Source organism: Candidatus Paralachnospira sp. LCP21S3_A2, assembly GCF_052118925.1.
Classification (GTDB): domain Bacteria; phylum Bacillota; class Clostridia; order Lachnospirales; family Lachnospiraceae; genus Lientehia.
In genome coordinates, this window is record NZ_JBQKGG010000001.1 from 270239 (window position 1) to 286796 (window position 16558).

Here is a 16558-nt window from a genome sequence, read left to right on the forward strand (position 1 = left end):
GCCTTTCTTTTCCCGGCCTGAAGCTCATGCTATTAAAACAATGCAGCATCCAGGATTTTAAAAACTTCTTTTAAAGATTTTCTGTAACCTGATCCAGCAGCGCAACTGCATCGGTCAGATTCACCACACCGTCACCGTTGATATCGCCAACCAGAGGACTTACCACCTCTTTACCTGCAGTCAGAAGATCCAGCAGCATAATGGCGTCAGTCAGAGAAATCTCCTCGTTTCCGTCCAGATCACCAAGCTTCCGATATGCGTCAATCTTCACCGAACGTACCTCAGAATATGCTCCGGTGGAATCCTTCATAACCAGATAAACAACCTTATTCGTTGTCTTTTCCAGCCCGGTGAAGGTCAGCTTGTTTTCCCCTTTTACGTTTGTCAGCTTCTCTCCGGCTGCGATGGTGTCCGCATCGGGAGCCTCCGCCGCAGGATCCTCCAGCAGATAGTAGACACTGGAGGCCTTGTTCGCCGTAAAGGTGATATCTGCCGTTGTCTCCGTCCGGTCAGACAGCTTTGCATCTGTGATCTCGGGGAGCGGAAGAATGTCACCGGTGTAGAGCTTAAAATTATAGATCTTGGACTGGGTTCCGCTTTGGTTGCTGATTTTTAAAGATACATTTGCAATGGATGCCGTACGGGTACTGAAATAGCAGCGTACATTGGTCTGCCCCGTCCTTGTATCCTCGCGTATTCTCGGTTCACTGCTCAGGCCGTCGTAGCTTACCACTTCGATGGTATCGGTGGAGCCAAGCTTCTTGATCCAGAAGTCTGCCTCGCTCTCTTCCGGATCCTCAAATCCGGCCATGTAATCGGTAACTCCGGGGTCAAATTCCTTATCCAGAACGTACATTTGTCCTATTCCCGCATTGGGATTGTTGGTAATGACAAGGCTCTTTACTACCGGACCCTCCATGGCACTGAAATGATACGTCTTTATATAGTCGCCATTGGTAAGCTGAACTTCAACATCTGCCTTTCCGTCAGTCATGCTGATCACGGCTTCACCCGAATCGCAGGGCTTTCCATTGACCGTAATGACCGTTCCGTCGTTTGCCGTTACATGCAGGGTAAAGTTCTCGGTTCCCTGATCCACCGTGATCATGTGATCTGTTAAGGAACCGTCAAAGGTATCGCCGCCGTCAATGACTGCGTTTCCGCCGCTTACCTGCAGATTGGTAACATACGCCTGCGCATTGCGGATCGCAAACTGCCATGCGGAGTCGTTCTTCATGTACATGGTACCCTTTTCATCGACTGCCACGCTGGCGATACAGTACTGAGGATGGCTCGGGCAGTAGAACTCGCCGGACTCGGGATCTGGCTCGGTCATGTCTGCGCTGTCCTTGATCATGTACATGCTTCCCTTGGAGCTGTTCTCCATGAAGTATACATAAACATAGCCGGTCTCTTCTTCGTAAGCCGTTGTTACGACACCGGAGCTCTGGCAGTAAGAATTGGTGCTTACGGAGTAAGCCTCGCTCATGGCGCCGCTTTCGGGATCGATCTTGATGACCTTCAGGGCACCCTTGGAACCAAATCCGCCGGTGGACCAGCCGATATACAGACGGTTATTGTAAATAACAGGGGTACTTACCGATGCACCGCCCAGCTCCAGAGGCGCGATCAGGTTTTCCAGATCCAGGGTACCGTCATCCGCAATGTTAAAGGAATACAGTTTTCCGTGGCCGCTGATAAAATAGATTCTCTTGTTGTAATACGTCACACCGCTTCGTCCGCCGTCGATCACCACCGACTGAACGGTTTCACCGGTTACCTTGTCAATGCAGAGAAGACGACCCTGATCCGTCTGGTTCGCCGGTCCGGAAGCTGCAACAAATACATACTTCTCATTGCTCCATACATCGTTCCACCAGATGTTTCCGTTGGAATCCATATTTCTCCAGGTTGCATCCTTGGCCTCATCGCCGACGGTCGGATCTTCATCCTCAACAGAAATGCATACCAGAGCGCCGTTGCCCTGAAGTCCGAAATAAATGTAGCCATCGGAATAACGGATCGGGCTGTTGGAGGAACCGCCGTTTGGATCGGTATAGACCCAGAGAGATTCCATGGTATCTGCATTGAAGCACTGAACACCGCCGTTGATCGGTACAAAAATCATACCGTTGCCATATGTAGAAGGCATTAAGTTAAAGCCTGCACCGTCCTTTGTGGTGGCGCTGCCGACTACATTACCGGTTTCCTTGTCCATCTTATAAATGGTATTCTTGGAAAAGGTATACATGAAGTTGCCTGCAATGATCGGGGTGCTTCCGGAGCTGGGAGTTACCGATACGCCGGTCTGCCGTTCCCAGACAACCTCGATGGCACTGCGGTTGATGGGGGTCTTTACATTTACGATGGAATTATTATCCTCACCGCAGCGTGCCCCCGGATAGGTCGGGTTGTACTGGGTCAGCGGATCGGATTCCGGAGTTTTTTCCAGGGTAAAGGTCTTTATGGTATCCTCGGAAAGATTCAGAAGATTTCTGCCGTTTTCGTCCTGCTCGTTCTTCGGAGCCTTATAGCTCTGGTATCCCCTGGCCGTTACGGTGTAGATGTAATCCTCCTTGGGGTACAGCTTATAGGTTCCGTCTGCCTCCGGGATCACACGGGTCTTTCCTTTTGTACCGCGGTACAGGGCGAACAGTGCGCCGTCGGTCTTCAGATCAACGGTCAGGGTCACCGCCGACACCTGATTAATAGTAACGGTGTACTCCTGGGCAGCATCCGAACCGTTCTTTACGGAGACGGTCAGCTTGTTCTCACCAGGCTGAATCGGAAAGTCATAGGTTCCGTCCGCCGATTCCGTTCCGTTGAACAGGAAGGCTGTTCCGTCTGCTCCCGCCAGCTCCGATGCCTTTACCTTTACGCTTGTCACATCATCGATCACATTCACGGAATAGTCTGTAACCAGCTTGCTGAATCCAGGTGTAAAAGCAATCGCAGCCCCATTTGCATCCGTCAAAGTCAGACCGGAAAGCAGAGCCTTTCTCTTAACGTGGATCTTATAGGTCTCGGATACAGATCCGGAGGCTGCTGTCAACGTAACTTCTGCTCCCTTTGCACCCTTTGCGATCAGTTTTGGAAGGGAGGTAAGGGCGGCGGTGGAGGTAGCCTTCACCGTCTTTGCCGCACCGTCGATATCCGTATAGGTGTAGGTCAGTGTTACGCCGCTTGCCGCAGCAGCGATTCTCGCTCTCGTCCGGAAGTAGGTGCTGGAAGCCTCCCAGTAAACAACCGTCTCTCCGTTCTCGTCAAAATCCGGGGATAAACCAACCTTGTCATTGGTCTCGAGACCAAGTAACAGGCTGTGAGTTTCCTCTTGTGCAGAAAGCGCGCTCTTATTTTCCGGTTCCTGAGGTTCTGCCTCTACATCAGCATCAGTCCCCTTATCCTTCGCCGCTTCAGCTGCAGGCTCTGCAGCCTTGCCCGCTGCCTCTTCTGCCTTTCTCTCTGCTGCTTTGTTTTCTTCTGCTTTGGTTTCTTCTTCTCCGGTCTCCTCCTTCGAAGCCTCTGTCTGCTCTTCTGTCTCTGCATCCTGGACCGCCTGTGCAGAAGCTTCCACTGCAGTCTGTGCAGGATTATCCGCGGAGGCAGCCAGAACCGGGCTTGTTCCCACACTCAGCACCATGCTGAGGCTTAACAGAAACGCAAGCCATCGTTTGGTTTTTCTCATACTTCATTCTCCTTTCTTCTCTATCTGTCAAAGAACACGCTTCATAAGCGGTTCTTTAAGACCTCACTCAAGATCCATACACTTTTTTATAAAATAAAGAAGAGCTTCTCCGAAGAGAAGCTCTTATATTTCGCCATGATACAATACGCCCTGCTCCTCTGGATCTTTTTGAAACAGCAGGTCATACGGGCTATCCGCACTTCCGGACATAAAATTCCTTCCGGCTGGCTCCGGGATCTAACCGGATCACCTATCAATTACCAACGTAAACTGTATCGATGTATTATTATTCAATTTTACAAATATTCTATTTCCATACCGTATTCGTTCGCGTAAGCCTCCATCCGGCTTCCCTTCGGACATCGGATCACACAGTTTTTATTGGTAATCCATTCTCCGATCACTTCCGGATCTCCCGGTACCTCCAGAACCTTCAGTCTGGAACATCCATGGAATGCCCATTTTCCGATGGTTTTCACGGTCTCAGGCACACGAACATATTCTAACGCCTTGCATTTGAGAAAAGCTCCCTCACCAATATCTGAAAGCTCTCCGGGAAGCTCCAGCTCCGTAAGGCCGCTGGCATAAAACGCTCTCGCGGCGATCCGTTTTAGATGCTCCGGAAGATGCAGGGTTTTCAGCTCTCCGCATTTATAAAATGCTTCCCTTCCGATCTCCTCCAAACTGTCCGGCATAACAAGCGCCGATAATTCCTTACATTCTGAAAATACACGATTCGGCAGCCGCTGCACCTGATTATTCTTTTCAAATTCTACTTTTCCAAGACGCTTGCAGCCGTAAAACGCGGCATCCTCCATTTGCGAAAACGCTGACGGAAAACTCACAGTCCGCAGATTGGAACAGCCAAAAAAGGCTTCCTTTCGGATTGTACTGAGATTGGGAACGCCTACCTTTCTAAGGTTTGTGCAGTTATAAAATGCCTGTCCACGGATCTCAACTATCTGCGGCAAAAACACGGTTCGCACCTTGATATTGTTTTTCAGAGCCTCTCTTCCGACGATTCTGTAGTTTTCATCAATTTCCAGATCTGGCACTGCCCGCCGAAGTGCCTCCTTCCGCTCTAAAACCTGCTCCGTCATGCCGTACACTCCCATCGCTTTCTTGTTTTTTCTATCCACACTGTCTTCTCTCTGATATATCGAACAGTGTTTCAAAACAATCCTGCATCGGATAATTTTTTCCGGAAGCCCTGCACCGGACTTCTTCATACGGGTTTTCTTTCAGCAGGAATCATTCCTGCTTTTTTTGTTTCATAGGATGCACTTTCCTGTGAAATAAAAAAGCCGCCCACAGGCGGCAAATATCTGTCCAAAAAAAGTGTCCTTTTAACAGAAATTTCTCAATTCCTGAATTGCTCTTTTTTCTGCACATTTCTTTCGCCGTGACCCGCAGCACTGAAATACAGTCAAAGCAGGTTTTCTGACTCCGGGTTTCATCGTTCTCCCCGCCTTCCCAGTTTCCCAGTGGCATTTCAGGGGATCACTCCGCCCATACAGTAACGGCATTGTCCAGGACTCTCACCTGATTCCCTTTTAACCTTCGCTCCGCTCAGAGGAGTCTCCGGCACTCTGACTTCTGCAAAACTATTGCCTAGTTTTCGTGTATAGTTTAACACGTTCCTCCGAGCCTGTCAATTCATTCCAGATATTTTCGGGAATCTGAAACTTTCAAACGGAAATTTCCAGAATTTTTCTCCCCCTTTTTTATTGCACCGTCCAGTATGCCTTGATCATCCGGTCGGCAATTCTGGTTACATCTGCCATGTCTGCCAGTACCAGATCCATGTGATGGCGTGGATTTCCCTGGAACATCAGGCTCTCTGATTCCTGGATCAAAACCACAGCGTAATCCTCACCTGGAAAGCTCCAGATATACGCCGTCCGGCCCCGCTCCCGGTCCTCTTCGCTTGGTGCATAGACCAGCCGCTTTTCTCCCGGCGTTTCCCCCAAAAGCGCTTCGTATAGGGGATTTAATGCCTGAGCAAGCAACGGATACCGGCTGCCGGCTGTTTTTTCCCTTGCCAGCGCACAGATAGCTTCGCCTGTCTCCTCCATCTTTCCCGGTGTCCCGCAGTTTACATAAATCCGGACGGGAAGCCCGGTTTCTGCGTCCAGATAAAGCTTCATGTATCCGCCGCTCCAGGTATAATCAGCCGTCCAGACTGCCGCACTTTCATTGGCCCGGAAGGACATGGTGAGGGGAAGCTCGGAATCCCGGAGTGCCTCAGCCCCATCGTTCTCTTCGATCTGTTCTCTGCACAGATTTCCCATCTGCCAGAAGATCATCCGTGCGATATCCTCTGCCGCTTCCTCACTCAGTTCTTCCTTTGACGGCTCCCTTGTCTCGACACTGCCGCCCAGTAGACGAAGCCCGGCCAGTGAAAGATCGGTCACTGCCGGAAACCGTTCTGCCAGACGGATTCTCGCCTGTGTACTGTCTGCTCCGTCCGCAGGGACTGCTTCCGAAATCCGGTCGGTTTTCGTATCGCCTCTTTCACCCGGATCCATGCCGTTTTCCGAATTTCCATCCATGGCTGTGACTCCTGCGTTTTCCGAAACCACCCAGCCTTCCGAATCGGAGGCTCCTGCAGTTTTTCCGCTGTCTGTCGCAGCCTCCGGATCTGCCGATGAAACAGGATCGGTTCCTCCCGGATTCTTTGCCGTCTGCAAAAGCCTGTTTCCCGACGGATCTGCCACCGTCACCGTCGTACTCATCAGCCTTTCCGTCTGCCGCTCCAGTGCCTTATGGGCAATTCCCATGCCGGCCGCTCCCAATAAGACCAGGATTCCAAACACCGCCAGTCCGCCCAGGACCTGCCTGACTTTCTTTTTCATACAAACGCCTCCTTTCTGCCTTTGATTTTTTATGATTCCATCAGGTTTCCGTATCTGTTCCTGTTTTTTCTGTTTCTGTTCCGGTTTCTGCTCCCGGGAGCACCAGGGAAACCTCGGTTCCGCTGTTCTCCCGGCTTACGATCATCAGACTGGTATCATGAAGAGCCGCGATCTTCCGGCACAGCGCCAGCCCCAGCCCCGCACCGTTCTGCTTCCGGCTTCTGGACTTGTCCACCATGTAAAACGCTTCCTGGATATGAGGCAGCTTCTCCGCCGGGATTCCCCGTCCGTTGTCCCGCACTGCGATCTCATAGCCGCACTCCCGTATGATTCCAAGAACCTCGACCTGCGTAGCCCCCGATTTTCCGGCATTGTCCATCAGGTTCATGACCAGGGTCTTCATGAGATCCCATTCCATGTTCATGATCCCGTCCTCCCATGATACCGTAAGCGCTGCCTTTCCCGCAAACAGCGGCTCTGTGGTCTCCTTCAGATCCTCGAAAAACTCTCCCGCCGGAATCTGCTCCCGGCAGAACACCTCCTGCCCCAGGGCAATAAACCGGAGCATTTTTCCGGACAGAGCCTCCAGCCGCATTCCTTCGTTTAAAATATAGCCTGCCGCCTCCCGCACCTCGTCTCTGGAACATTCCTTCTGGTACAGCCGGTCGGCATAGCCGATGATGGCTGTCATGGGCGTTTTGATCTCATGGGAAAAATCTCCCATGAACTGTTCTTTACGCTCCGCCTCCAGGGAAAGCTCCTCCACCTTCTGCTCCACTGCCTCTGCCATCTGATTAAACGAGCGGCTCAGCTCCGCGATCTCATCCTGCCCCTGCGCCCGGACCCGTTCCCCGTAATGACCGTCCGCGATCCGGTCAGCCTGTACCTGGAGCCTGCGAATGGGTTTTGCGATCACATAGGCCAGTACCGCCTGAACGAGGGCGCAGACCGCCACAGCCAGATAAATCGCCCGCCGGTATTCCTGCTCCATCAGAGCTTTATCTTCATACAAAAAATCCACCTGCTTGCCGGTGATCAGGCGGCAGGATGTCCCATGCAGCACAACTGCACCGCCAACCAGCAAAATCCGTTTTTCACCACCAGTCACCACGCGGCAGGTTAAAACCTCCGGATCAGCCTCCCCGGACTCCGGCCGAAGTTCCTCCGGAAAGGTGGAAAACAGAACCTCCCCGGTTTCCGAATACAGTACACCGTACCGGTCACCCAGCTGTTCCATGCCCGACTCCTTTCCACCCAGGTAAAAGGCCAGGCGGATAAACCGGTACTGCTCTGTCTCATGGTCGATCTCCGATTCCATGGCCCGCTTAAAGCTTCCGGATACCATGACATATTCTACGCCGCACAGTGCCAGAATCAGGACTGTAATCGACGACAGAAAAATCTTCCCGTACAGCTTCATCTCATACCTCCAGCCGATAGCCCACGCGGAACACCGTACGGATCCGCTCCTCCAGTCCCAGCTTTTTCCGCAGCTTCTGGATATGACAGTCCAGGGTTCTTGTCTCCCCCGTATAAAGCTCATTCCACACGGCTTCGTAAAGCTGTGCTCTGGATAACGCCACGTTTTTATGAGCCGCCAGCTCCGCCAGAATCTCATACTCCTTGACGGTCAGTTCCACCGAAACGCCGGCCTTTGTCACACTCCTGGCATCCAGATCGATCCTCACATCATCGACCTGCACCGTTCCCATGCGCCTGCTGCTGCGTCTGAGCACTGCTTCCACCCGCGCTGCCAGCTCACTCACCTGAAATGGCTTTGTAATATAATCATCCGCCCCCAGCTTAAGCCCCTGAACCCGATCCTTCACCTGACTCTTCGCCGTCACAAAGATCACCGGAATCCCCATGGGACGAATGTAGTCCAAAAGCTCATAGCCGTCCAGACCAGGCAGCATGATATCCAGAAGCACCAGCGCATAGCTGGCCCGCTCCAGGCGCTTTGCCGCTTCCGTTCCGTCCCGGATCCAGTCACAGCCGTAGCCCTCTCCCAGCAAGGTCCGGCACATGAGGATCCCGATGGCCTCCTCATCCTCCACGATCAGTATTTTCTGCATACGCTCCCCCATCTTCATGTCTGCGCTTCCTGTCCTTTTCCGCTTTTTAAACCTCTGATTTTATTACCGGCATCCCGGTACCGATGGTCCGCCGGTTTATCATCTTTCTCTGGTTTTATTCTAGCACAGAAATGTATCAAAGTTGTAAATATGTGAATACCGTTTAATAACGAATTCTTCAAAATTTCCTGTTATACAAAAACAGGGCGTGCTCCTCAACAACGCCCTGCCTCTTCCTTTCTTTTACCGTTTCTCATCTGTTTTTATACGCCGGGATCCACCAGAAGCCCGTCACCGTCCGCCGCCGAAGTAGCCAGCTCATCGCACCGCTCATTCTCCGGGTGTCCGGCGTGACCCTTCACCCAGGTGTAATGCACCTGATGGGGCTCCATGGCTTTTAAAAGCCGCTCCCAAAGATCCCGGTTTTTCACCGGCTCGTTTTTTCCGCGCTTCCAGCCCTTTTTGACCCAGCCCTCCAGCCAGTGCTCATTAAATGCCTTCACCACATAGGCCGAATCGGAAACCACCGTCACCAGACAGGGGCGGTTCAGCGCCTCCAGCCCGGCAATGACTCCCATCAGCTCCATGCGGTTATTAGTGGTTTTCTGATACCCGGCAGACAGCTCCTTGACATGAAGCTTTCCCCTTCCGTCCACGTAATGGAGAACGGCTCCGTAGCCTCCCGGTCCGTCCGGGTTTCCTCTGGCCGATCCATCGGTATACAGCGTGACCTCCATCATGATTCCAGCCTCCATTCTCCCGTTTCCACAAACCGTTCTGCCATCTGTGATGCCTGGCGGATCAGCTCCCTGTCGTAGCCCATGATCCCCAGAAGCCGGATCGCATTTCTCGTCCCGGCGGGACCTTTCTTTAATTCATAAGAAAAGAAAATATCATTCTCCTCCATCTGTTCTTCAAAATGCCAGTTGGCATAGCGCCCGTCCAACAGCCTGGTCAGTTCAATGTCATGGGTTGCCGCAAAGGGCAGCACCCGTTTTTGCGCCATGCTCTCCAGGATTTTCGATGAAGCCGCAATCCGTTCTACCGTATTGGTTCCGCGGAGCACCTCATCAATAAAGCACAGCACCGGTACCCCAGGCTCCTCCACCGCATCCAGAATCCGCTTCAGCGACCGGATCTCTACCATGTAATAGCTTTCCCCGCCCTCCAGGTTATCCGAAAGGGCCATGGAAGAATAAACCCGGAAAAAGCTGCTGCGAAACTGCTTTGCCGGAACCGTGTCAATGGTCTGCGCCAGCACTGCGGCAATACCCACCGTCTTCAAAAATGTGGATTTCCCGGACGCATTGGAGCCGGTCACCAGCACCGGCTTTTCTACCGTCATGGAATTCGCCACCGCATGTTCGATCAGCGGATGATACAGCTCTTTAAATGACAGCTCACCCCTTCCCGTTCTTCGTTTTCCGAGTACCGCCATGCTCGATCCCATATCGTCTGCAAACTCCGGTTCGCAGAACGTTCCCAGATAGTCCCGGAACGAACCGATCACCAGGCCAAGCTCCAGCTGTCCCATGATCTCCAGAAGCCGTTCCAGTACCTCCTCCTTATCGGCCAGAAGCTCCGTCATATTCCGAAACAGCAGAAGATCCAGGTGGGTGATCATGCAGAAATAATCCAGGACTGCCTTCATCACGGATCCGGTGGTCATGGACTCGTCTGCCAGGATCCACGCATGGCGCCGCACCGGCGAAAGCACCCGGCAGCAGTCAAAAATCGCTTCTTTGTAAGGGGCCAGCACCGCTCCCTCCATAGAGAGCTTTTCCAGCCGAAATCCGTACTCCACCAGATCGGCCGCCTGCGCCATACTCTTTCGATACATCACAATGTCACTTTTCGTTTTATAATAGGAAACCATATTGATGACAATGGCTCCCACCAGACCGATGATTCCCACCGACGGGCGGATCACAAAGGACGCGATTCCGGCAATCAATAACACCGGTGCCAGTGCATGAGGCCAGAGCGGCATGGACGGGATCTGTGTCAGCTTTTCAATATAATCGGAAACCGCCGTCCGCTTCTTCCGTCCCATGAGTCCAAAAGCCACCGAAAATTCTTCCCGGCTTTTCTGATTAGCACGGAAATACTCCGCCAGCGCCGACCGGCGGGAAAGCTCGTCCCGCGAAAACTCCGGCGTTCGTAGAACCCGGTACAGATATTCTTCTCCCACCGCAGATCCGGTCGTGTTTAACAGCATAAACACCTCGTCCATTCCCAGGTCATTCCAGGTGGTATCATCCAGAAAAAATTCTTCTCCCCTTTTCCGCTCATAATAATGAGAGATCTTATCGAATTCCTCCAGCGAATACTCCCGCTCCGGCCGTTTTCCCCACTGTTCCCGGATCCGACGCACCAGCTGCTCCCGCTGCCGTCTGGCAGACAAAAACGCCTGTACCGCAAGGAGAAGAACCGCCGCCGAAAAAAACACAATATAAAACATGGTCTGTTCGTTCATGCCATACTCCTTTTATTTGCTGTGCCCAGTATAGCATAAGAGGGGCGGAAAAGCAAATTGCGGCTCCACCCAGGCCAGCCAACCGACTTTCACAGTCGGATTTCCACGCCGTCCCGGCATATCGCTGCTCCGGGAGACCGCTCTCGCTTTTCCCTCGCGGCCAGCGGCACATAACCCTCGCCGGTCGCTTTCACTCCGGCTTGGGAAGTGCCGGGGCTCGGGACGTCCCCTACGCAGCAGACATGACCGGGACGGCTGTCTAAACTCTTATAGTAAAATTCTTACCGCTCCCGAATCAGTCTAAATTCTCCGTCCCTTATTCTTCACCTCTCCAAATTGCGCCGGGTGAGAAGACTGGGGGGGGCCAAGTTTCGGAATCCCCTTTATTTTGATCCCCCTCGGATTGCTCCGCACTCCGTGCTCCCGCAATCCTAAAAACATTCGTACTCCGCACATTTTTCGTTGAAAAATGGCTCCCTACTCATGTTTTGGCGGGTTCCAAGGTCAAAGCCCCTCATGCAGGCAAGCCTGCCTTGGGGCTTCGACTTTTTCACCCTGGGGGATCAAATAATAATACACACCATTCCCCCATTGGAATCATTGATGATCTTCTGCAGGGTATCCTGGAGCTTTTGCTGGCAGGAATCCGTCATCTGGGCGATCTTGGCTTCCATGCCGTCCATGACGATCTGTTCAATGGATTTTCCGAAGATGCTGGTGCTCCAGACGCCCTCCTTGCTTTCCCTGCTGTTTTCCTTAATATAAGCAATCAGATCCTCCGCCTGCTTCTCGTCACCGACGATGGGCGCCAGCTCCGTCTCGATGACAGCACGAATCAGATTCACCGAGGGCGCCTGGGCACGGATTTTGACACCGAATTTGTTTCCGTGGCGAATCACCTCCGGATCGTCCAGCACGATCTCGTCCCGTCCCGGCATGAGCACACCGTAGCCCTTCCGGCGGACTTCGTCCATGGCATGGCTGGTCTTTTCATACTCGGCGCGGATTCCGGCGTATTCCTTTAGCATACCCATCAGCGTATATTCACTGTCGATGGAAAGGCCGGAATAATCGCTGAGGATCTGATAATAAACCGATTCCTCCAGGGCCACATCCACCGTCACCGTTCCGTCAGCATAATCTGCCTGGCGCACCTGCATCTGTCGGATCGGAGCCGTCTCCTCACCGGGAAAGGCCGTCTGGAGATCCCGCATGAGCGTAAGCTCTCCCATCAGCTGCCTGGCCCGGTCCAGAAGCTTTGACTTGAGCCAGTGATCAGCAGGCAATAGCTCCGCCCATTTAGGCAGGAAAAAGTCCACCTCAGAAACCGGAAATTCATCGAGTACCGTTCCCAGGATTCTCGTAATATCGTCTTTTTTCAGCTGTTCACAGTTGACCGGAAGCACCGGGACCAGATACTGAGCCGATAGCTCCGATGTCAGTCGTTTGGCTTCCTCCGAATAGGGCTTCACCGTATTTAACAGCACCACAAATGGCTTTCCAAGCTCCTTCAGCTCCTCCACAGTCTGAGTTTCTGCTTCTATGTATCCGTTTCGCGGGATCTCCCCAAAGGAACCGTCAGTGGTCACCACAATGCCGATGGTAGAATGATCCCGGATCACCTTTTCCGTCCCAATGGCCGCCGCCTGGGTGAAGGGAATCTCATAATCAAACCACGGCGTTTTCACCAGCCGCTCCTCATCATTTTCAATATGTCCGGCGGCTCCTTCCGCCATGAAGCCCACACAGTCGATAAGCCGGACCTTTACATCCGCCTCTCCTACCTGGACGGGAACCGCCTCCTTGGGAATAAATTTCGGCTCCGTGGTCATGATGGTTTTTCCGGCCGCCGCCTGTGGAAGCTCATCTCTGGCCCTCACCTGCTCGTTAGGATCCGCGATCTGCGGGATGACCAAAAGCTCCATAAACCGCCGGATAAACGTGGACTTTCCTGTCCGCACCGGCCCCACCACCCCGAGATAGATTTCCCCTCCGGTCCTTGCTTCAATGTCCTTGTACACCTGAAAATGGTCCATAAAAATCCCTCCTGCATCTGCTGGTACAGTATATGCAGGAGGGTCTTTTTCTATCCTCAGAGATTGGATCTGCACCGGATTTTTCGGATCATAAACGGCCATCCGGTACTTCATTTCCTCATCACCGCTTAATGATCGGACTTTAAGCCGGCGCCGCACATGGTAATGAGACAGTCTTCTGCCGTTCCGTACCGGCGGCAGTATTCCAGATAAGCCGCATAGTTGGCTGCAGTGGTATGCTCGCAGTAAATCCCGCTTCTGGCCAGGGTCCTTCTTGCTTCCAGAATCTGATCCTCCGGTGCATGGACAAAACGCACGCCATGCTTCCTTGCAAGAGCAAGGATCTGTTCTCCGCGCATGGGCTTTCCAATGGCGATTCCCTCGGCAATGGTCGGCTCCGGCCTTACAGAAACCGGCGCTTCCTGTCCCTGCTCGGCCGCCTGAAGAAGCGGATCACACTTCTCACTCTGAAGAGCGATGATCTGAGGCATATGATCGATCACTCCACTTTCCAGCAGATGCTCCAGGGCGAAGATGCTGCCTAAGAACAGGGTCCCGTTGCCCACAGGGATCACCAGATGCTCCGGGATCCGTCCCAGCTGCTCGTATATCTCATAAATATACGTCTTGGTTCCCTCATAGAAGAACGGGTTGTAGACATGGTTTGCATAATAAATTCCGTCCGTTTCCACCTTTTCCCTGCATACATCGGCACAGTGGTCGCGGTTTCCGGGCACGACCGTACAAATGGCTCCATAGGCACGCACCAGGTCGATCTTCTTGGGGGAGGTTCCCTCCGGCACAAAGATCTCACAGTCGATTCCTGCCCTGGCACAGTATGCCGCCACCGCATTTCCGCCGTTTCCGCTGCTGTCCTGAACCACCCTGTTCACACCGATCGACTTGCAGTGTGCCACCAGTGCCGCAGCGCCGCGGTCCTTAAAGGACAGGGTCGGCATGAAATAATCCATTTTAAGCAGCACGTTTTCATCAAACCGTATCACCGGAGTCATGCCCTCTCCCAGGGTGATGTCCTGCCAGCTGTCCTCATCCACTGCCATGAACCTCCGGTAGCGGAACAGATTCCACTGAGTCTTGTCGATGCCGTCCAGGCTGAAAGCCGGAAGCTCATATTCCAGCTTCCACAGGCCGCCGCACTCGCAGGCTGCCTTTCTCGTTGTCACCGATGCTTCTTTTCCGCATTTCGTACACCTGTACTGATACTTCATAAAAACCTCCTTATTCTCCGGAAAGCTCCGCCATTGCCTCGATCTCTACCAGCGCGCCGTGATGCAGCTCTCTGGTGGGAACAATGACACGGGCCGGCTTATGAGCGCCGAAAAACTCCGCATAAACCTGATTTACCTCGTCCCAGTATGTCACATCGGACACATACACGCGGCACTGGACCACCTGCTCCTTTGTACAGCCTGCCGCCGTCAGTACCGCTTCCACATTGGCCAGCGCCTGCTTTGTCTGTTCACGCAGGCCACAGGCCATCTCTCCCGTATCAGGATTCACCGGAAGCTGGCCGGAAACATAAAGCATGCCGCCGGAGATCATGCCGGGCACATAATGGCCGGGATTTTTCCGTTTCGTCTGTAAGATCACTGGTTTCATTCCTTTTCCTCCTGCTTTCCTCGTTTTCCTCGAACCTCGTCCAGATAGCTGTAAATGGTCACCTTGTTGACCCCCAGCTTTTCCGCCGCCTTTTCCACGCTTCCCTTCATCAAAAAAATCCCTTTGTTGTCCATAAAGCGGATCTTGGCAATCCGTTCCTCGCGGGTCAGACGCACCATGTCGCTGTCGCCCAGAATCCGGTCCATGAGATGCTCGATCATGACGGAAATATGCTCATCCTTTTCCGCCTCCGTCTCCGATACCGGTTTCATCTGGTTCCAGCCCGGCATCATGGACTGAAGAAACTCCATCTGTGCCGTGATCCGGCCGGTATCCAGGTTGATGCAGAGAGCCCCCTCCAGACCGCCGTCCGGACTCTTGATAAGCAGGGTCGAGGAACGGATCCTCTTTCCGTTTTTCGCCGTAAAATAATAGTTGGAAACAAAGCTTTCCTTTAAATTTTTTGCCAGGATCACCTGGCGCACCAGCTGGTCAAAGCTCTCTCCCACCTGCCGTCCGGTAACGGAGCCATTCGCCACATAGACCACCGAATGCTCCGGGTCGTCCAGGTCATGGAGTACCACCTCACAGTCCGCACCGAAGGTCTCTGCCAGCATATCCGCCATGGGTACATAAGGCCTTAAGCTGTCTTTCATACCTGTCTCCTTACTGAAGCTTTCCGCGGCAGGCGATGGGAAGCTCCTTTACCACTTCATCTCCGGAGATCAGATATGCCCTGTCATACAGGTTGCAGACCGGACAGATATGAACCGGGATCACCCGGACCTTGTCGCCAACCGAAGTCTTCTCCCGAAACGCCTCGTTTAAGATTATGGCATGCTCATCAAACATTCCGCTGATACAGATTTCCGGATCTTCATATAATAATCCCTTTCCCGGTGCGAAGCAGATACCCTCGGTGCGCTGCTGCATGGTCAGGCCCTTGGCTCCCACATCGAGGATCACACGCTCCTTCGTAGGGCGGCTGATGACCGACGCCAGCACCGTTGCCGCACAGTGGTCAAAGGTTCCCACCGCATGAGCCTGCGCCGCATCCATGAATGCATACGTTCCGGGGCGGAGCTCTGTAATGCCGGGAAGGATCGGTCCATGACAGGTAAAGGGCGGAGTCGAACCGTAGCTTACCGTCTCACAGGGCATTCCGTGCTGCTTTGCCAGATCCGCAAACTGAAGGGTTCTTGCCTGGGCATTTCTGGAAATCTCCAGACAGGCCTCCACGCTGGGCGCCCGGTAGCAGTTTCCGTCATGGGAAAAGATCCCCTTAAATTTCACATGTTCACAGCCTTTGATCGTGTCCAGCAGCTCCAGGAAATCGGATTCCCCGATGATTCCGGAGCGGTTCTCGCCTACCTCGATCTCGATGAGGACCTCTGCGTCCACACCTTCTGCCGCAAAGACCTCTTCTGCCTGCGTCACCTGGCAGGGCGTATCCACGCCAAACGCAATTCGGATCTTTTTTGCCAGCGCTGCGATCCTCCGGAACTTCTGAACTCCAATCAGCTCATTGGCGATAAAAATATCCGTCAGGCCATACTCCGCCATAACCTCTGCTTCCCCGATCTTTGCCACTGCAATTCCGCAGGCTCCCTGCTCCATCTGAAGCTTCGCGATTTCCGGCATCTTATGGGTCTTGGTATGAGGCCGGAGCATCACATGATTCTCATCCGCGTAATCCTGCATTTCCTTCAGGTTCCGAAGTAAAATTTCCCGGTCAACCAGTAACGATGGGGTATCCAGTTCTGTATACCGCATAACGAGTTCCTCCTTTTCCGATTCCTGTTTCCGTTTTT

Annotated in this window: 12 protein-coding genes and 1 riboswitch; all 12 genes read right to left on the minus strand. The window is 53.0% G+C overall.

Going from position 1 to position 16558, the window contains the following annotated elements:
- Positions 1-70: 70 nt before the first annotated feature.
- A complete protein-coding gene (locus ACTQ3K_RS01220; RefSeq protein ID WP_441564935.1) occupies positions 71-3685 on the minus strand; it encodes a cadherin-like beta sandwich domain-containing protein in 3615 nt (1204 codons plus the stop codon).
- A gap of 296 nt (positions 3686-3981) precedes the next feature.
- Complete coding sequence (locus tag ACTQ3K_RS01225; RefSeq protein ID WP_441564937.1) at positions 3982-4824, minus strand: leucine-rich repeat domain-containing protein; 843 nt, start codon at positions 4822-4824, stop codon at positions 3982-3984.
- 274 nt (positions 4825-5098) lie between these two features.
- Positions 5099-5292: riboswitch (cobalamin riboswitch) on the minus strand.
- 117 nt (positions 5293-5409) lie between these two features.
- A complete protein-coding gene (locus ACTQ3K_RS01230) occupies positions 5410-6540 on the minus strand; it encodes a hypothetical protein (RefSeq protein ID WP_441564939.1) in 1131 nt (376 codons plus the stop codon).
- A gap of 40 nt (positions 6541-6580) precedes the next feature.
- Positions 6581-7960, minus strand: a complete 1380-nt coding sequence (locus tag ACTQ3K_RS01235) for a sensor histidine kinase (protein ID WP_441564941.1) — start codon at positions 7958-7960, stop codon at positions 6581-6583.
- A gap of 1 nt (position 7961) precedes the next feature.
- A complete protein-coding gene (locus tag ACTQ3K_RS01240) occupies positions 7962-8615 on the minus strand; it encodes a response regulator transcription factor (protein WP_441565212.1) in 654 nt (217 codons plus the stop codon).
- A 263-nt stretch (positions 8616-8878) separates the two neighbouring features.
- The gene (gene rnhA / locus ACTQ3K_RS01245) at positions 8879-9352 is read right to left on the minus strand and encodes a ribonuclease HI (protein WP_441565214.1); all 474 of its coding nucleotides are present in this window, start codon (positions 9350-9352) and stop codon (positions 8879-8881) included.
- Positions 9352-11091: a MutS-related protein gene (locus ACTQ3K_RS01250; protein WP_441564942.1), complete on the minus strand. Its 1740-nt coding sequence runs from the start codon at positions 11089-11091 to the stop codon at positions 9352-9354. Before ACTQ3K_RS01250 ends, rnhA begins: the two co-directional genes overlap by 1 nt.
- Positions 11092-11654: 563 nt before the next feature.
- Positions 11655-13127, minus strand: a complete 1473-nt coding sequence (gene spoIVA, locus ACTQ3K_RS01255) for a stage IV sporulation protein A (RefSeq protein WP_441564944.1) — start codon at positions 13125-13127, stop codon at positions 11655-11657.
- Between the two features lie 128 nt (positions 13128-13255).
- The gene (locus ACTQ3K_RS01260; protein WP_441564946.1) at positions 13256-14356 is read right to left on the minus strand and encodes a threonine synthase; all 1101 of its coding nucleotides are present in this window, start codon (positions 14354-14356) and stop codon (positions 13256-13258) included.
- A gap of 10 nt (positions 14357-14366) precedes the next feature.
- Positions 14367-14747 carry a RidA family protein gene (locus ACTQ3K_RS01265; RefSeq protein WP_441564948.1) on the minus strand — a complete coding sequence of 127 codons (381 nt, stop codon included), beginning with the start codon at positions 14745-14747 and terminating at the stop codon, positions 14367-14369.
- A complete protein-coding gene (locus ACTQ3K_RS01270; protein WP_441564950.1) occupies positions 14744-15403 on the minus strand; it encodes a helix-turn-helix transcriptional regulator in 660 nt (219 codons plus the stop codon). Before ACTQ3K_RS01270 ends, ACTQ3K_RS01265 begins: the two co-directional genes overlap by 4 nt.
- Positions 15404-15413: 10 nt before the next feature.
- Complete coding sequence (locus ACTQ3K_RS01275; protein ID WP_441564952.1) at positions 15414-16520, minus strand: alanine racemase; 1107 nt, start codon at positions 16518-16520, stop codon at positions 15414-15416.
- Positions 16521-16558 lie beyond the last annotated feature (38 nt).